At 43.9% G+C, this 17982-nt stretch carries 13 protein-coding genes; 4 read left to right on the top strand and 9 right to left on the bottom strand.

Going from position 1 to position 17982, the window contains the following annotated elements:
* Positions 1–183: 183 nt before the first annotated feature.
* The 3 genes from QZ735_RS14035 to QZ735_RS14045 form a co-directional block, all read right to left on the bottom strand.
* Positions 184–2025, bottom strand: coding sequence for a M1 family metallopeptidase (locus QZ735_RS14035; RefSeq protein WP_294249574.1), 1842 nt, complete (start codon positions 2023–2025; stop codon positions 184–186).
* A 132-nt stretch (positions 2026–2157) separates the two neighbouring features.
* Positions 2158–2634 carry a DinB family protein gene (locus QZ735_RS14040; protein ID WP_294249578.1) on the bottom strand — a complete coding sequence of 159 codons (477 nt, stop codon included), beginning with the start codon at positions 2632–2634 and terminating at the stop codon, positions 2158–2160.
* Positions 2635–2837: 203 nt separating this feature from the next.
* The gene (locus QZ735_RS14045; protein ID WP_294249580.1) at positions 2838–4523 is read right to left on the bottom strand and encodes a hypothetical protein; all 1686 of its coding nucleotides are present in this window, start codon (positions 4521–4523) and stop codon (positions 2838–2840) included.
* Positions 4524–5122: 599 nt separating this feature from the next.
* Between QZ735_RS14045 and QZ735_RS14050 the strand changes: the two genes are divergently transcribed.
* Both QZ735_RS14050 and QZ735_RS14055 read left to right on the top strand, forming a co-directional pair.
* Positions 5123–7318 carry a glutamine synthetase III gene (locus tag QZ735_RS14050; RefSeq protein WP_294249582.1) on the top strand — a complete coding sequence of 732 codons (2196 nt, stop codon included), beginning with the start codon at positions 5123–5125 and terminating at the stop codon, positions 7316–7318.
* An 869-nt stretch (positions 7319–8187) separates the two neighbouring features.
* Positions 8188–8904, top strand: coding sequence for a C40 family peptidase (locus QZ735_RS14055; RefSeq protein ID WP_294249584.1), 717 nt, complete (start codon positions 8188–8190; stop codon positions 8902–8904).
* 156 nt (positions 8905–9060) lie between these two features.
* Here QZ735_RS14055 and QZ735_RS14060 read toward each other — a convergent pair whose 3' ends face one another.
* The 6 genes from QZ735_RS14060 to QZ735_RS14085 all read right to left on the bottom strand — a co-directional run bounded on the left by QZ735_RS14060 (position 9061) and on the right by QZ735_RS14085 (position 15380).
* Complete coding sequence (locus QZ735_RS14060) at positions 9061–9642, bottom strand: pentapeptide repeat-containing protein (RefSeq protein ID WP_294249586.1); 582 nt, start codon at positions 9640–9642, stop codon at positions 9061–9063.
* A 72-nt stretch (positions 9643–9714) separates the two neighbouring features.
* Entirely contained in the window at positions 9715–10944 is a 1230-nt protein-coding gene (rodA, locus tag QZ735_RS14065; protein WP_294249589.1) for a rod shape-determining protein RodA, read from the bottom strand.
* A complete protein-coding gene (locus QZ735_RS14070) occupies positions 10941–12980 on the bottom strand; it encodes a penicillin-binding transpeptidase domain-containing protein (protein ID WP_294249591.1) in 2040 nt (679 codons plus the stop codon). The genes rodA and QZ735_RS14070 overlap by 4 nt, the downstream gene beginning before the upstream one ends.
* The gene (locus QZ735_RS14075; protein WP_294249593.1) at positions 12977–13483 is read right to left on the bottom strand and encodes a rod shape-determining protein MreD; all 507 of its coding nucleotides are present in this window, start codon (positions 13481–13483) and stop codon (positions 12977–12979) included. Before QZ735_RS14075 ends, QZ735_RS14070 begins: the two co-directional genes overlap by 4 nt.
* A complete protein-coding gene (mreC, locus tag QZ735_RS14080; protein ID WP_294249595.1) occupies positions 13476–14330 on the bottom strand; it encodes a rod shape-determining protein MreC in 855 nt (284 codons plus the stop codon). Before mreC ends, QZ735_RS14075 begins: the two co-directional genes overlap by 8 nt.
* Before the next feature lie 24 nt (positions 14331–14354).
* Positions 14355–15380: a rod shape-determining protein gene (locus QZ735_RS14085; protein WP_027381028.1), complete on the bottom strand. Its 1026-nt coding sequence runs from the start codon at positions 15378–15380 to the stop codon at positions 14355–14357.
* 411 nt (positions 15381–15791) lie between these two features.
* On the opposite strand from QZ735_RS14085, the gene hemA reads away from it, so the two are divergent.
* On the top strand, positions 15792–17066 hold the full coding sequence (gene hemA / locus QZ735_RS14090) for a glutamyl-tRNA reductase (RefSeq protein ID WP_294249596.1): 1275 nt from the start codon (positions 15792–15794) through the stop codon (positions 17064–17066).
* Positions 17053–17961, top strand: a complete 909-nt coding sequence (gene hemC, locus QZ735_RS14095; RefSeq protein WP_294249599.1) for a hydroxymethylbilane synthase — start codon at positions 17053–17055, stop codon at positions 17959–17961. Before hemA ends, hemC begins: the two co-directional genes overlap by 14 nt.
* Positions 17962–17982: the final 21 nt, after the last annotated feature.

The raw sequence follows: 17982 nt of genomic DNA on the forward strand, positions 1-17982 counted from the left end.
TATAATGTATAATGTATAATGTATAATGTATAATGTATATATTATTAATTTATGATCGTTTAACCGGTACCCTTATATGCTGTGCCTGAATAGAATATAAGGTAAGGATCAGTCAGACAAAACTCAATAATAAAAAAAATACCCGGAGAATTCTCCGGGTATTTTTATGACAGTAAGTGATCATCAGTTCACTTTTACCATATTATTTTCAGGGTTGACATCTGCCAGTCTCTGGCTGAGGTCGATCCCCAATGCCGAAAGCTGGGATTTTGTATAAGGCACCGTTATACTGTACTCTTTCTGGGTCCACGGCCAATACGGCATTGTTTTGAATTCACCAAATGCATCTTTCTCCTTCCAGGTATGGGTCATACTCATCGGGATCTGGTAGTTGATGACTTTATTATCTTTGGTAACGATACTGAAATCTACCGGCATCGGCACCTGTCCGTTGTTTATCAGGGTGATGGTAGTAGACCTGTCGCCGTACTGCACCTCCTTGATACCGTAATCGATCGTTTTTGTTGTATTGATCCAGTAATGCTGGAACCACTTCAGGTCCATACCGGAGACCTTTTGGGCAATATGGAGAAAGTCCCTGTCCGAAGGATGCTTCATCGCCCATTGGTCATAATATTGTTTCAGGGTTTCGGCAAGATTCTGCTCACCCATGATGTACCCCAGCTCCACCAGATACAACTCCCCTTTCACGTAAGAAGCATAAGTATAGGCCGTTCCGTTATCATGATGGTCTCCCAGCCATACCGCAGGCTCTTCAATGCCTTTCTTTATAAAATTGCGGTAGGCGTTGACGGTATTTACAAACGGGTTCGGCAGCGGCTTTGCCGGAGGGAACAGCTGGTTCATCACATAGCCTTCCGCATAGCTGGTAAAGCCTTCATCCATCCACGGGCGCATCGGTTCGTTGGTGGCCAGCATCTGCTGGTACCAGGAGTGTGCGCCTTCATGGGCCATCAGCCCCATCAGCCCTTCAATATCTTCGGCTTCTCCCAGGATCATGGTACACATCCCGTATTCCATCCCGCCGTCTCCACCCTGGATGAAAGCATAGGAAGGATACACATACTTGCCGAAATGGCTGTTCATCAGCTGGTAATATTTTGTAAGATAAGGCGGAGCCTGTTCCCAGACTTTCGTTTTATCATTGTTCTGGTACACCAGGAATACTTTCGGGCCCTGCGGGACATCGAAGCTTTTCACAATATAATCCCTGTCGGCGGCCCAGGCAAAATCCAACATGTTCTTAGCGGTCCATTTCCAGGTTGCTTTGTTTTTATCAGCCTTGATTCTGGCATTGGCATCATAGCCTTTTACCTCAGCCGGATTCTCTAAAGTTCCGCCGGCGCCTACTACATAGTCTTTGTTTATTTTAATCGTCACATCAAAATCCGAGAACGGGGCATGGAATTCCCTTCCCACATAATCGAAAGTGGCCCAGCCGTCATAATCATATTCTGCGATCTTCGGATACCACTGGGTCATCGTCATATCGACTCCTTCCCGGTTGTTCCTTCCGCTTCTCCTGATCTGCTGCGGGATTACGGCATCCCATTCCATGGTAAAGGTAGCTGATGAATTCGGTTTAACCGGTTCGGCAAGGTAGACTTTCATCACGGTTTCCTGGATTTCAAACTTCAGATTTTTTCCGTTTTGTTTAATCCAATGGATATGCTGCGCGCCTTCCTGGTCTTTGGGAATGGAAGCAAGTCTGGATATTCCGTCTTTCTGCAGTCTGGAATCACCGTTTTTCCCCTGAGATGCCACCCGCTGGTCCATCATGGAACCCGGCCTGAACGCATTCCAGTATAAATGGAAATACACCACTTTAAGTTCGTCCGGCGAATTGTTTTTGTAGTCTAAGGTCTGTTTTCCTTCATAGGTAAATTTTTCTGCGTTGACATCGATGTCCATCTTGTATTTCGCACCCTGCTGGTAATAAGGACCCTGCTGGGCATGAAAATGGGAAATGATCAGGGCAAAAAGAATCGCAACCGTCTTTTTCATGTACAATTTTATTTTTTTCTAAAGGTAAGTATTTAAAATAAAAGCCTCAAATAAACAGGAATCATGAAGTCTTTTCCTTTACCTTTAGATTAAATTTCTACTGGGGGTTAAGTTCGCGCTAATTGTTTTATGTTAATTTATATTTGAAATTACCAGCTTCTTAATCAGAGTAATCTGTCCCAGATGATAATAACAGTGTTCGATCATTCCATCAATATTTCTGAGGAAGGTTCCATACTTTTCATCAACGAAAGGTTCGTTCATTTTAGTATCAGGCATCTGTTCCAGCAAAACGGCAAATCTCTCAGCATCGCTCAAAAGTGTATTCAGCAATGATTCCCATTGCTCCTGCGACTCAACAGGAGGAAGATCAAAGCTGTATTTATCTTTAATCTCCAAAGGTCCGCCTTCAAAAACCTGAATCAATCCTGCAATATAGTAATCGATGTGAAAGGTAAGCATGGCAATGGTATTCAGAGAACCGACTCTTGTGACGGCCTGCTCCCACGTTACATCAGAAAGCTGATCCTTAAAATTGGTATTGGCAATCCACAGACCATCCAACAATACTTCCCTGAATCTTTTGGCTAATTGTAATACGGTACTCATTTCTTGTAATTTTCTTAAAGATAATTATTTTTACTTTTCCTGGCTGCCCATGCTTTTTAAAATGAATCTGCAAATTCCTCAGCTATTGAAGCTTCTGTTTTTATGCGTAAACATCTGTGAAATCCGGTTGATCTGTAGGAAAATAAAAATCCTTCAGGGTTTTTGAAAACCTTGAAGGAGTATAAGCGTTTTAAGACTTTAAATTAAGCAAAAAGCTCTTTCTTTCCGCTGCGTAAAATCTTTTCGAGGATTCTTAATGTAATCAGGTAAGTCGGTTTTACTCCTGTCAGTCCCAATCCTCCTGAAGAAAGCGTGCTTCCTGTTTCCAACGGATTATCGGATGCGTAATACGCGTACATTACGAAAAGGTCCGGCGTGATATGATGCCTGATCTTGGAGGCTACCTGTATGGCTTTCTGGTAGTGGGCACCTTCCATTTCCAGCCCGATCGCTTTCCATGACGTATTCATAAAGTAGGAAAGAATATCCCTGTTCTGCAGCGACGTTCCCAACACGGTTATCATCGGCCCTTCGAAGGCCAGCAGTTCATCATCTTTAAAATCTTCCAGCTTCAGGGCATTTTCAAAAGGATAGTTATCGGCCGTCCCTTCAAAAATATGGGCGGTCGGGATCATAATGTCGCCTTTTCCGCCCGCCAGGATTCCTGCTTTCCCCATGATGGATACGGATTTTACCTTCATCATATACACTTCGCCTTTATGCTCAAAAGGCCTCAGCAGCTCGTCCATCACTTCAAAAGCCTGTTCCCCGAAAGCATAATCGAACACCATTACCACATCGTCCCCGTTGTACTTGATATCATTGAAGGGCGTATTCTTAAGGCTGGTTTTGCTTAAATCGAAGATCTGGACATCGATATTGCTGCCGCTTTTATCGTTGATATAGATCATTCCTTCTTCCAGGGCATACTTGGAAACCTTATCGCGGAGTTCTTTCTTATCGGAAATATCGCCGTACAGCTTATAGTCTACTTCCTTCTGGTCTTTTTTCTTCAGTGCATCGTTTCCGTACAGCATGTTTTTTACCGAATGCATATTGGCAGAAATGATATGAAGCGGACGCATATGGAGGTCATTCTCATACAGCACTTCTTTTACCTTATGGGCCCATTTTTCCCCGAAATAATGGTGCCCTACCCTTTCTTTCAGGATGGCGCTGAAGTGGATTTCCCTTTCCCGGGTCTGCTTGGCATCTTCCAGGCTCACTTTGGCCAGATGGTAAATGATCTTAAACAGGCGGTCCGGATTTTCATCTTCCCCGAAGGTGTTATAGGCGCGTAGGGTCTCGTCAAACGTTCTTCCTATTAAAGAAGACAGGTGGATCAGGGCTACTTCCTTTTCCTTTCTGCTGAATTTCTTTTCCCCTTTCACCACTTCTTCGATGATCTTGAAAGCACGGGTCGGCTTCCAGTTCTCGTCCTGCGCAAAGGCCAGGTTCCTGATCTTATCGGCTTCAATGAACAGGAAAGTAAGATGGGTAAGGATATCGTAGATTTCGGAACGGCCGAGCAGCACTTCAATGTTCATCTGATGTTCATCGATGCGGTAGCAGTTCCTTCTTCTCTTTTTGGGAACGATGGGCTCAAAACTTCCCTTGTCAAACCCTTCATCCGAAGTAAGATGGATAAAGGCACATTCTTCAATGCCTTCAGGAAGGCGGTCCAGCACATACATCAGTCCGTTCAGTTCCAGTTTGCCCGGCACGTTCATGCTCCCGTAGATCTCAGGATTGATGATCTTAAGCAGACTTCTGATGGTCTCGCCCGAAACTCCGGCAGGTTTAAAAAAACCTCTGTAAAAGAGGTGTCTCATAGAAATATACAGTCTTTCGATCGCTTCCGTCGTTTCTCTTGCTCTAGAATTCGTCATACAATAAATTTCACACAAATATACAAAATCTCCGCCCAACCTGTTTTAAGTAACTTTTAATAAGTTGCTTAACCGTCATAGATAATACGGGACTGTATTCCTTCTATTCACTTCAATGAAAACCATCCGGTTTTGTTAACAGCCCCGGTCCGGCGATGATCCATTTTCCGGTCCCAGTTCTTTGTTTTCCTTCCTTTCCACTATTTTTCAGGAGTTATTTCCTGCTATCCGCTCATACTCCTCGCGCCGGCATATGCCTGTAACACCATCACCGATCCTTCCGCCCGCCAGCCTTCCCGCCCTGCTGTGGGGTAACCGCTGCTATCAGGACTAAGGCGGAAACCTTCCCGCTGAATCTGCTTTTGACACATTTTGCCCGCCATAACCTTACTCCGGCCTTATCAATTCACCCACAAGGATATCCCGGAACTTCAATCCTGAATCCCGAATCCTGAATGTAAAATCCGCTACACCCCTTTTTTAAATCAAATCTTTGTTTAAATTTTTGTTAAATTTCCGTTAACCCCTTAAATTTTCAGGGTAAAAATATTTTCACTGCTTTTTTTTCGTAAATTTGCCCCGTAAAAATCAAACCTAATATGTCAACTTTAAGATTCAAAGCGTTAGAAACTTTACCATTCAAGGATTTCAGGAGAGATCACTCTGTTGAGGTTCCTGTAAAACTTTCAGAACTGTTCTGCCAGAATGTTTTCTCTGAGGAAACCATGAGAGAATATTTGACGAAAGAAGCATTCACTTCCATTATGGATGCTGTGAGAAAAGGAACCAAAATCCAGCGTCACATTGCAGACCAAGTGGCAGTAGCCATGAAAGACTGGGCCATGAGCAAAGGGGTAACCCACTATACGCACTGGTTTCAGCCGCTTACAGGAAGCACCGCAGAAAAGCACGATTCTTTCTTTACTCCGATCGAAGGCGGCAGAGCCATCGAAAGGTTCAGCGGAAACCTGCTGATCCAGCAGGAGCCGGATGCGTCTTCTTTCCCGAACGGTGGTATCAGAAACACTTTTGAAGCAAGAGGATATACGGCATGGGATCCTACCTCCCCGGCATTCATTATGGGAACAACCCTGTGCATCCCTTCCATCTTTATCTCTTATACAGGAGAAACACTGGATTATAAAGCACCTCTTCTAAGAGCACTGAATGCAGTAGACGAAGCAGCGACCAATGTCATGCAGTATTTTGACAAGAACGTAACGAAAGTAACGCCAACCTTAGGATGGGAGCAGGAATACTTCCTGGTAGATTCCGCCCTGTACCAGTCCCGCCCGGATCTTGTACTGACAGGTAAGACATTATTAGGACATTCCCCGGCTAAAGGCCAGCAGCTGGACGACCACTATTTCGGGTCCATTCCAACCAGGGTCATGAATTTCATGAAAGAACTGGAAGTAGAATGCATGAAACTGGGAATCCCTGTAACAACAAGGCATAACGAAGTGGCACCGAACCAGTTTGAGCTGGCGCCGATGTTCGAGGAAGTAAACGTAGCCGTAGACCACAACTCGCTGCTGATGGACATCATGGCCAGGATTGCCCACAGACACCATTTCCATATTTTATTCCACGAGAAACCGTTTGCAGGCGTAAACGGAAGCGGAAAGCACAACAACTGGTCACTGGCAACCGATACCGGAGAAAACCTGCTGAGCCCGGGAAGGAACCCTAAGAAAAACCTGCAGTTCCTGACTTTCTTCGTCAACACCATCAAGGCTGTTTATGAATATGCCGACCTTTTAAGAGCAAGTATCGCTTCGGCCAGCAACGACCACAGATTAGGAGCCAATGAAGCCCCGCCGGCCATCATTTCCGTTTTCATCGGAAGCCAGCTGTTCAGGGTACTGGAAGAGCTTGAGAAAGTAACCAGCGGAAAACTTTCCCCTGAAGAAAAAACTGAACTTAAATTAAATGTCGTAGGAAAGATCCCTGAAATCCTGCTGGATAATACCGACAGAAACAGGACTTCCCCGTTTGCATTTACCGGAAATAAATTCGAGATCAGAGCCGTAGGTTCTTCTGCCAACTGTGCAGAATCCATGACAGTAATGAACACCATCGCTGCCAAACAGCTGAGCGATTTTAAAAAAGAAGTGGATGCGCTGATCGAAACCGGGCTTAAGAAAGATGAAGCCATCTTCAATGTATTAAGAGAATACATCAAGCAATGTAAGGATATCATGTTTGAAGGTGACGGATATTCAGACGACTGGGCACAGGAAGCTGAAAAAAGAGGCCTGAATAATTTAAAGACCACTCCGGAGGCACTGAAGCAGGAAATGGATGAGAAGTTCATGGCCCTGTATGAAGAAATGGGTATTTTCACCCACAGAGAAGTGGAAGCAAGAAACGAAATCAAGCTGGAGAAATATTCTACGGTTATCGATATCGAAGCCAGAGTGCTGAGTGATATTGCAAGAAACCATATCATTCCTTCCGCTTTGAATTACCAGAACCGGTTGATTGAAAACGTAAAAGGCCTTAAAGAAATTTTTGGGGAAGACGAATTCAGAAGCCTGGCGAAAGAACAGATGAGCCTGATTACCCAGATCTCTGAAAACGTAGCCGTGATCAAGCTGGGCGTTGAAGACCTTATCACCGCCAGGGAAGCGGCAAAAGCAACTACGGACAGCCAGCAGCAGGCAGAAGATTACTGTAACAAGGTGAAGCCTTTATTCGATGTCATCAGAGAAGCATCCGATGCGCTTGAGATGATGGTGGATGATGAGCTTTGGCCGATGACAAAATACAGAGAGATGTTATTCACAAGATAACCTCTGTAAAGTTCCATATTAGTTAATAAACTCTCCGGTTTCCCGGGGAGTTTTTTTCATAAATAATATGATCATCAGCGCCGGGCTTTGTTCTGCATGTTATATAAGCCGGGATTCTTCAGCAGCCAAATTAATACAACATAGTAGCCATAGATGATATAGCCCGCAAGATGGAAAGCTGAATATTTCCGTCGTGTAACAATTAGAGAGCAGAGCTTTGTGTGATGCCGCAGTACCGTATCAGCAAAATCTTACTGTAAAACCCTGAGCAACCGGCCCGAAACATTTTGGACTACGCCCCCTCTGACTGAAAAGAAATACCTGAACCATTAGGCGGAAAACAGCAGCCCTAATGATTTCACGGGCAGAGCGCCTGGATTTCCTTTATTTCGTCCTGTTTACCATCGTAAAACATAAAAATATGATCTGAACCGTTATAAACATAAGCTCCGTAAAAGAAACAGGAAAATTAAAAAACATTGGAAAAGCACACATTAGTCATTCTTCAGGGAAATTACTGCCTCTATAATTAAACAATCATTTAATTAACGATAGTGTTCATCATCACGGAGTTACAGACAGGTTCGGATACCACTAAATATTAGAGTTATCGCATCAGATCTGTGGGACTTTGTAAAAACAGAGCTTTTATAATGTTAAAGAATCTTAATAAAAAAAACCGTAGCCGCACCTGAAACAGGGCGTTACGGTTTATTTTTCTTTAACATACACGCACGATATGTTAAAATGTGTTAAAAACAGAACCTGACAATAATCATATCAAAGTCCTTTTGAACGGAATACATATTTTTGTAATGCTTTTGAAAAATACTTAATCCTTATTTATTTAACACGGTAATCAAATATATATGAAGAAAAGAGTTTTGTTTTACTTAGTCGCTTTTGTATCTACAGTATCGTTACAATCGTGTGTTACCAATTATGTAGTGTCAAAACCAGCGACTTACACTAAAGAATACAAAACAGATGCCAAACTTGCTTCTATCGAAACCAATAAAATGGAGCAGGACAAACAGCAACTGATCAATTCCTTCCTCTCTGAAAAGGCTGCCTCTCTGGCCAACGCCAAAAACTCCATCAAAAATTCTGAAATTGCCAAGGCAATCCGCCACAATAAAACCATCGATAACATTTTAACCGAAGCTGCAACTTACCTGGGAACACCTTACCGTTACGGAGGGATGACCAGAAACGGGATCGACTGTTCAGCTTTTGTTCTTTCGGTTTTCGGTGCGGCGGCCGGACTCAGCTTACCAAGGGTAGCCGCTTCCCAGTCTCAGGAAGGAGATAAGATTGAAAAGGAAAATCTTCAGAAAGGTGACCTTATTTTCTTTTCTCACGGCAGAAGAATCTCTCACGTGGGAATCGTGGAAAATGTAACGCCTGAAGGGGAAATCATGTTTATCCATGCCGCAACCTCGAAAGGAGTTATGGTTTCTTCACTGAATGATTCCTATTGGGGACCTAAGTACAGATTCGGGAAAAGAATCATCAATGAAAACGGCGATGCAGTAAATGCTAACCTTGCAGCAACATCTCCTGCTGAAAATACGGCTGCTTTTTAATTTTAAATAATTGATTTACATACTAAAACCATCAGATGACTGATGGTTTTTTTATTTTTAATGAATTCCTGCCCATCCTGCTTGCAGATGTACAGAATCGTATGGAAATTAAACCAGGAGCTTGCAAGATAACAGAATGTTACGGAGTCACACCGCTCAGCTGTTCTTATCAATTTCAATATCCAGATAAGTGAGGAGTCCGTGAACCTCGGAAAGCGAGAATTTAGCTTTTCTGAGCTTGTTCAGTGAAGGATTAATGGAATAGTTGAAGGAAGTACGAAAATCTACTTTTTCAAGGTGGGTCCTTTCAAAAACGGCACCGGAAAGATCGCAGTTGGTGAATATGGCATTTGAAAGGTCTGCTTCGGAGAAATCCGTTTCGGTAAGCCTGCAATTCCTGAACATGGTTTTCTTTAAAGATGTTTTATAAAAGACGGAATTGTTAAGCAGGCAGCCGTCAAAACTGAATGACAGCCCGAATTCATGGCAATCGTTAAACGGCATCCCGAACATTTTGCATTCCCTGAATTCAACCTTCCGGAAAGCTGTGGAGGCAAGTTTTGCCATACTCAGGTTACAACCGGAAAATTCACAGTTGCTGAAGTGGCAACCGGAGAGATCGGTATATTCAAAACTGCAGTTCCGGAATGTACAGTTTTCGTATTCCGCTTTCATAAAAGGTTCCTGTGTAAAGTCCTTGTTTTCGAAATGCAGGTCTGAAAAAAAGTTGCGCATCATTATTACTTTTTAGACATAAAATTAGCATATCATAAGACTGAAAAATGAAAAGCACACCCCATATCCTGCTGCCTATACAAGACTGTTCTTATCCGAATAATTAAGCTTGAAGAAAATAAAAGTCATCATTGAAAAGGCGAGCAGTGAGCTTCCGCCGTAACTGAAATAAGGAAGCGGGATCCCGACGGTTGGAAAGAGCCCCATTACCATGCCTAAATTGATGGTAAAGTGCATCAGCAGGATCGAAGCAAAGCAATAGCCGAAGACCCGGTTAAAACCTGATTTCTGCTGTTCTGCAAGATAATAGATCCGGCCGATGAAAATCATGTAAGAAAGAATCAGGACAGCACTCCCAGCAAAGCCCCATTCTTCTCCCACGGTACAGAAAATATAATCGGTTTCCTGCTCCGGAACAAATTTCCCCTGGGTTACGGAACCTTCCCGGTATCCCTTTCCCCAGAGTCCTCCGGAACCAATAGCCGTTTTGGAATAGAGCAGGTTATAGCCGGAAGTATCCCGGAAAGCCTTTTCCCCCTTAAAAAGAACCTCAATTCTTTCCCGCTGGTGCTTCGGCAGTTTTTCCAAGATAAAAGGCGAACCGAAAGCCAGGCCACATAAAATGACCACTGAGCCTACAATGCCGGAAATGGAAATAACATTCCAGGACATTTTATAATAATTCATGGCAATCCAGCCACCGACAATAACAACAATCGTAAGGGCTACCCAGACTGGATCCACAGCGAGAGAGATCAAAAAAACACCGGCAAAAAGAAACCCGATGCCGAAGAGGAGCCCGTTAAGCCCTTCCCGGTACAGGGCAATGAAAAACGCAATGAACACCAGCATGGAACCTACATCCGGAATCGCCAGTACAACCACAGCAGGAATTCCCACGATTCCTAAAGTCGTGAGAAGCGATTTCCTGTTTTTCAGGTTGAACTCCGGTCCGGAGACGTAATTTGCCAGCATCAGGGCAGTACCTATTTTTGCAAATTCTACAGGCTGCATGGTAAAGCTCCCGAATTTATACCAGTTTTTCTGTCCGAGGATTTCTTTCCCGAAAGGAAACAGCCCTATCAGCAGAAGGACTCCGCCGATGTAGATGATCCCCGCCATGTTTTCGAAAAACTTGCTCCGGCTCACAAAAATCACCAGCCCTGCAAACACGGAAATACCAAAAAAAATCAATTGCTTTTCCCCAAGTTTCTGATCCACACTGTAGATATTGGCAATAGCAAACAGGCAAAGCAGGAAGTACAGCCCGAGCCCTAATTTATCAATTCCTTCAGCCCATTTCATTGTTTCACCGGTTTTTTGTTGGCATTCTTTTTTTCCTTGTCTATCTTTTCCTGCAGCTTTGCTTTCTGCTCTTTGATCCGCTGCTGTAAGCTGTCCTGGATTCTTTTCTGCTTAATAGAATCCTGGCTTGGCTTATAGAGCCCTTTCCTTTTCAGATCGGCAATCCATTGTCTTTTGTATTCGGGCATAAAGCTGGAAGTCACCATTTTTTTGTACAGGTGCTCACGTTTTACATCTCCTGTAATATACTTCTCCGCAATAACGGTAGCAGCAGGCCCTGCCCAGGTAGCTCCGAAGCCGGCATGTTCCATCACTGCCGCCACCACAATCTTGGGCTTATCGGCAGGCGCAATCAGTACGAAGATGGAATTGTCTTTTCCCTGCGGCACCTGGGCCGTACCGGTTTTTGCCAGCTGGGTAAAATCGCTGGACTTTAATCCGTGTGCCGTACCTCTCAGTACCACCGCTTCCATTCCTTTCAGTACGGGATCAAAGTGTTTTTTATCCACCAGGGTCTGGTGCTTCTTTTTGAACCTTGGGTCCGGGTTTGGCTTCCCGTCAATGGCTTTTACAATATGCGGCGTATAATACCAGCCTTTGTTGGCAATGGCAGATACGTAATTGGCAAGCTGAAGAGGAGTTACCAGCACATCCCCCTGCCCCATTCCGTTATAAATGGCACCGGTAGACATTTCATCCCAGTTTTTCAGATCCGCCCTCTTGGAACCGCTGGCTTTGATGATGGCCTTGAATCTTTTTTCATAGAAATCACCGGAAGGAATTCTCCCTTTACCACCTACCGCAAAGTCATTATTTAAAAATTCCCCGACGCCAAAGCTGCTCATGATTTTTTTCCATTCATCCACGCCCCGGGAAGGATTTCCGGGATATTTTTTGATGATGGCAATAAAGGCATACGTAAAAAAGCAGTTGCTGGAAACCTGTATGGAAGGGATCAGCGGATCTGCCCCGCCATGGCCTTTGATTCTTTTTCCTTTGTAATAAAATCCGCCGCCGCAGGGAAAAATCGTATTTTCATCCATCACGCCCATCTGCATGGCCGCCAGTGCGGTTAACAGCTTGAAGGTAGAACCCGGAGGATATGCCGCCTGCAGCGACCGGTCGAAAGTCGGCTTATTTTCATAGATGGTATCCTTGGATAAGGCGTACAGGTTCCTGGATTTATTAGGGCCGGTAAAAAGATTGGGATCGATATCCGGGCCTGTAGCGGCTACCAGCACCTCCCCGTTATTGGGGTCGATGGCCACAATAGCGCCATGTTTATTTACCAGCATTTCTTCGGCAATCCGCTGCAGGTCGTAGTCGATGGTAAGGGTAATATCTTTTCCGGTAATCACATCTTTATCCAATGATCCGTTTTTATAGGGCCCGACGTTCCGGAGCCTGATGTCTTTCTGGATGTAATTAATGCCTTTTATTCCGCGGAGTTCCTTTTCATATGCCTTTTCAATTCCTGTTTTCCCTATGAAATCGCCCGGCAGGTAATAGGCCGAATCTTTTTTGATTTCCCGTTCGTTTACCTCGCTGGTATAGCCGAGGAGGTTTCCGGAAGTTGATACTTCATACTGGCGCTGAGGCCTGGAGACAATACTGAATGCAGGATATTTGAATATGATTTCCTGAACCCTTGCGATATCCTCGCGGCTGAGGTTTTTCATAAACGTCATCGGTGTCAGCTTGGAATAATATTTTTCCTTTTTGATGTTTTCAATGGTCTTGATGAAATCATTTTTTGAAACCTTCATCAGGTTACAGAATCCTACTGTATCAAAGTCCGGCCTCATCAGGGCCTGGGTAAAAGAGATCTCATAGGCCGGCTGGTTCCCGACAAGAATCTTGCCGTTACGGTCAAAAATAACACCCCGCTGAGGAATGATATATTCGGTCTTTATGGAAGTATTGGCTGCATTAAGTGCATACCGGTCTGTAAGAAGCTGTAAATAGGCGATGCGCGCCACAAAAATGAGGGCGATTATGATAAGAGCCGATAAAATCTTTAAATAACGTGTGTTCAAACTTTCTGTTTGATTTTAAATATTAATGCATAAATAACGATAAACACGAAAGATATGATGCTTGTTACCGTTACATTCAGCAATATTTCAAAAAACCTGCTCAGCTTAAAAAATTCAATATACTGTACCAACAGCTGATGCAGAAAAATACTGGTAAACAAAAAGAGCAAAAACTGCGCCCATTGCAGGGACTGAAAAGAGAAAAAATCAGTGGAGGTATCGGTGGAGGTCCTGAAAATCAATGTCCTGAAATAAGCCACTACGGTTGTGGCAAAAGCGTTGATTCCCCAGGAATAGAGAAAAGCATCTACCGAAAGCCCGATAAGGAAGCTCAGGGCCAGGAACTGGAACCGGTTCCTGAAAAACGGATAGAACATCACAAACACGGGATACAGCACAGGCGTATATTTCCCGAACAGGGTAATCCTGTTCAGTACGAAGATCTGCAATGCTACCAGGAACATCATGATCAATATATCCGTAAACAAAGTTCTGCTAATCATTTTCCTTTTTTATTACCGCCTGCAGGGTATCCTGAATCTTCTGGACTTCGGCTTTCTTAAGATTTTTTACAACGTATACTTTATTCAGGGCGCCCATTTTCTCGCTCAGCTCTACGGAGATATCCCAGAATCCGGTTTTATTATCTACGGAATAGCCTGCAATGGTCCCGATCATCACTCCTTTCGGAAAGATGGCGGATTTTCCGTCCGTTACTATGGTATCCCCCACTTTCAGGGCTACATACTTAGGAATGTCTGCCAGGTGCATCACCCGGGAATTTTCACCACTCCAGGTTAGAGTCCCGAAGTATCCGGAATTTTTCAGCGCCGCATTAATCCTGATTTTATTGACGCTGAGCACCGATTGTACCAAAGCATAACTGTCCGTGGCATTGATAACGATTCCGGCGATTCCTTTTGGAGCCATAACGCCCATCTGCGGAAATACACCATCCCTACGGCCCCGGTTGATGGTAAAATAGTTATTGCGCCTGTTGATGCTGTTGAATACGATTTCACCATCCACAAAGGTATAGATCTGGCCGCCGCCCAATGTATCATGAACTTTTCTGAACTGAGGATTTTTTGTGCCCTGTTTCCCGTAGAGCTGCAGCATAAGCGCCTTGTTCTGGGTCACCAGATCTTCATTGATCTGCTTCAGCTTAAGATAGGAAACACCCTCGTCGATATATCCGGATACCCAGGAGTTCAGCGCAGCTGACTGGCCCGCAATCCAGGATTTCTGCATCGCATTTTTAGAGAATATCAGAACCAGAGCAATGATTTGCAGGAATATAAAGAAGACAAAAAGTGCGTTCTTCGAAAATAATCTCAGCAAAAATCCCATTCAGATGTGTCGTAAAAGTTAAAATTATTTAATCAGGAAGTTGAATTTATCCATGTTTTTAAGCGCGATCCCTGTTCCGCGTACCACGGCCCTTAAAGGATCTTCAGCAACAAAAACAGGAAGCCCGGTCTTTTTATGAAGCCTGTCGGCAAGCCCTCTCAGAAGCGCACCGCCGCCGGCAAGGTAAATCCCGGTCTTGTAAATATCAGCTGCCAGCTCAGGAGGCGTAAGGGAAAGGGTTTCCATTACCGCATCCTCAATCCTGATGATGGATTTGTCAAGAGCCCTGGCAATCTCTTTGTATCCCACCATGATTTCTTTCGGTTTTCCTGTAATCAGGTCCCTTCCCTGTACCGGAATATCCTCGATATCCACATCCAGGTCTTCCACGGCAGAACCTACTTCAATTTTGATTCTTTCTGCCGTTCTTTCCCCGATATACAGGTTATGGTGGGTTCTCAGGTAATAAGCGATATCATTGGTAAATACGTCACCGGCAATCTTCACGGATTTATCACAAACAATACCTCCCAAAGCAACAACGGCAATTTCCGTGGTTCCTCCGCCGATATCGATGATCATGTTCCCTTCAGGCTTCTGGACGTCAATCCCGACTCCTATTGCCGCTGCCATCGGCTCATAAATCAGCCTTACTTCTTTGGCATTTACTTTCTGGGCAGAATCGCGTACCGCTCTCTTTTCCACTTCAGTGATCCCGGAAGGAATACAGATCACAATCCTCAGTGCCGGCTGGATAAATTTACCTTTAATGCCCGGAATTTTCTTGATGAATTCTTTAATCATGTGCTCAGAAGCGTGGAAATCGGCAATCACCCCGTCTTTCAGCGGACGGATGGTCTTGATATCCTCATGAGTTTTTCCCTGCATATGTTTTGCCTGCTCTCCCACGGCAATCGGTCTACCCGTAGAACGTTCGATGGCAACAATAGACGGCTGATCTATAACAATTTTATTATTATGGATGATTAGGGTATTGGCAGTACCAAGGTCTATCGCAATTTCCTGCGTAAACATATCGAATAAACTCATATTTCCTTCTGATTTTTTAAAGAGTTACAAAGATATAAATTTAACATGACCGAAGAAATTTCGCAGCCATATAATTTGGTTAAAATTTTATTAAAATTAAAAAGCGCTTATTAACTTTCAGTTGAAGTATTTACAGGCTTTAATTTAAGCGGGATTGAAGAAAATTAACAGGGTCTCAGGGGAATATCCGGCCGGATCATTGTCCTGTTATTTTTACGAAATATTTGCATGAAAGAAAAACCGCCGGTGAGGAGTATAATCTGTTTTCCGGTACCGGTTTAGCTGTGATGGCAGGGCCTGCAGCACCCTCTGTAAAAAGAGAAGCCGGATGCAGGAATAGTTTTTTACGATAATTATCATATACAGGATCAGGAAGCCCTTTGGCAAAAAAAGCGTAAATTTGCATCGCTTATGTTACAGTATTCCAACATCCATCAGACCTCGAATTTTGCGGTACTTTCCATCAGTTATGAAAAAGCTGATGCCGAGACGCGCGGAAAATTTGCATTTTTTGATGAAAACATCAAAAGTTTTGTCACCAGGATCCATGATGAAGACCTGGGAGATGCCTTTGTGGTTTCTACCTGTAACAGGACGGAAATCTATACCACTTCTCCCAATTACCTGCTGGTAGCAGAAGAATACTGCAAGACCATCGGTGTCAACCTGATGGATTTCCTTCAGTTTGCCAATATCCTTACCAAGGAAGAAGCGCTTACCCACCTGTTCCGGGTAGCGGCCGGACTGGAAAGCCAGATCATCGGGGATTTTGAAATCATCGGCCAGATCAAAAAAGCATATAACCGTTTCAAAAAGGAAAGAAGGAATTCCAATCCTTTTCTGGAAAGGGCCATTAATTCCGCAATACAGATTTCAAAAAGGATAAAAAACGAGACGGCCATTTCCAATGGGGCAGCTTCTGTTTCTTACGCGGCCGTACACTACATCCTGAACAGCCAGAAGAGAATTACCGATAAGAACATCCTTCTTCTCGGAGTAGGTGAAATCGGGCAGAATACCGTAGAAAACCTGGTAAAGCATGTGTACCAGCCAAAAATCAGGATCGCCAACAGGACCCAGGAAACCGCAGCAAAAATTGCAGACAAGTACCACATTCCCTATATCGACTATTCTGATTTTGATAAGGAACTTAAAAATACCGATATCCTTATTGTGGCGACAGGTGCAAGACACCCCATTGTCAACAGGTCCCATTTCCCTAACGGAAAGCAGACACTGGTAATCGACCTTTCTATTCCGCATAACGTTGAAAAAAACGTGACAGAAAATGAAAACGTAACCCTGGTGGATGTGGACGACCTCTCCAAACAGATCCAGGAAACCATCCAGCAGCGGGAAAAAGAGATTCCGAAAGCAGAAAAGATCATCAAGGAAATGACAAAGGATTTCATGGAGTGGGAAAAGAAAAGGAAACTCGCCCCTAATATCCATCACTTCAAAGCGGTCCTGAAAAATATGGAGCGCAATGAAATGCATAACTTTTACAGAAAAAACAAATACATCAACATCACGGATATGGAGCTTTCTGATAAAATGATCCAGAAGATTACCAGCCGTTTTGCAAAATACATCATCGATAATCCTTTGAAAGCCGAAGAAATTAGTAAATTAATGCACGAAATATTAGTTGAACAACCAAACAACGAATTCAATGAAAAGCATTAGAATCGGAACCCGGAATTCCGCCCTTGCCCTCTGGCAGGCAAGAGAAGTAGCGAGACACCTTCAGAACCAGAATTACCTGACGGAAATCGTTCCTATCGTTTCTTCAGGCGATAAAAATCTTAACCAGCCGCTGTATGCACTGGGAATTACCGGTGTCTTTACCCGTGACCTGGATGTGGCACTGCTGAATGATGAAATTGATATTGCCGTACACTCCCTGAAAGACGTACCGACCCAGCTGCCGGAACATATCGAACTGATCGCCCACCTGGAAAGGGATTATCCCCAGGATGTACTGATCAGGAAAGAATCGGCGAAAAATAAGGAATTCCATGAACTGAAGCTGGCGACCAGCAGCCTGAGAAGAAGGGCTTTCTGGCTGAAAAACTTTCCGGCTGCCGAATTTTCGGATATCCGTGGAAACATTCAGACCCGCCTGCAGAAACTTGAAGAAGGGGATTTCGATGCGACCATTCTTTCTCTGGCAGGTATCAAGAGGATGAATATGGATATCGACTATGAGATGTTGCCTTTTATGATTCCTGCGGCTTCACAGGGCGTAATTTCCGTAGCCGGCCATTCCAATAAAAAGGAAATCAATACCATTGTAAGTTCCATCAACCATAAGCCAACACAAATCTGCGTAGAGATGGAAAGGAATTTTCTGAGAACGCTGGAAGGAGGCTGTACGGCGCCTATCGGTGCTTTTGCCGAAATTTTCGATAACCAGATCCGTTTTAAGGCAGCACTCTGCTCCCTGGATGGAAAAAGCAGCATTGCCACCGATGAGAATTTCATTTATAACGAAGAGGAAAACTCCGGTGAAAAATTTGCCGCCATCGTTCTTGAAAACGGGGGAAAAGAACTGATGGCCGAAATTAAGAGCCAACTGTAATTTCCTGTATCTTTAAAAGTG

This window comes from uncultured Chryseobacterium sp., assembly GCF_913776365.1.
Taxonomy (GTDB): domain Bacteria; phylum Bacteroidota; class Bacteroidia; order Flavobacteriales; family Weeksellaceae; genus Chryseobacterium.

Bases quoted from the DNA above. Each gene is read 5' to 3' on its own strand.
- QZ735_RS14050 (WP_294249582.1), top strand. From the start codon at position 5,123: ATGTCAACTTTAAGATTCAAAGCGTTAGAAACTTTACCATTCAAGGAT.
- hemC (WP_294249599.1), top strand. From the start codon at position 17,053: ATGAAAAGCATTAGAATCGGAACCCGGAATTCCGCCCTTGCCCTCTGG.
- QZ735_RS14085 (WP_027381028.1), bottom strand. From the start codon at position 15,380: ATGAGTTTATTCGATATGTTTACGCAGGAAATTGCGATAGACCTTGGT.
- QZ735_RS14035 (WP_294249574.1), bottom strand. From the start codon at position 2,025: ATGAAAAAGACGGTTGCGATTCTTTTTGCCCTGATCATTTCCCATTTT.
- rodA (WP_294249589.1), bottom strand. From the start codon at position 10,944: ATGAAATGGGCTGAAGGAATTGATAAATTAGGGCTCGGGCTGTACTTC.
- mreC (WP_294249595.1), bottom strand. From the start codon at position 14,330: ATGGGATTTTTGCTGAGATTATTTTCGAAGAACGCACTTTTTGTCTTC.
- QZ735_RS14060 (WP_294249586.1), bottom strand. From the start codon at position 9,642: ATGATGCGCAACTTTTTTTCAGACCTGCATTTCGAAAACAAGGACTTT.
- QZ735_RS14055 (WP_294249584.1), top strand. From the start codon at position 8,188: ATGAAGAAAAGAGTTTTGTTTTACTTAGTCGCTTTTGTATCTACAGTA.
- QZ735_RS14075 (WP_294249593.1), bottom strand. From the start codon at position 13,483: ATGATTAGCAGAACTTTGTTTACGGATATATTGATCATGATGTTCCTG.
- QZ735_RS14040 (WP_294249578.1), bottom strand. From the start codon at position 2,634: ATGAGTACCGTATTACAATTAGCCAAAAGATTCAGGGAAGTATTGTTG.
- QZ735_RS14045 (WP_294249580.1), bottom strand. From the start codon at position 4,523: ATGACGAATTCTAGAGCAAGAGAAACGACGGAAGCGATCGAAAGACTG.
- hemA (WP_294249596.1), top strand. From the start codon at position 15,792: ATGTTACAGTATTCCAACATCCATCAGACCTCGAATTTTGCGGTACTT.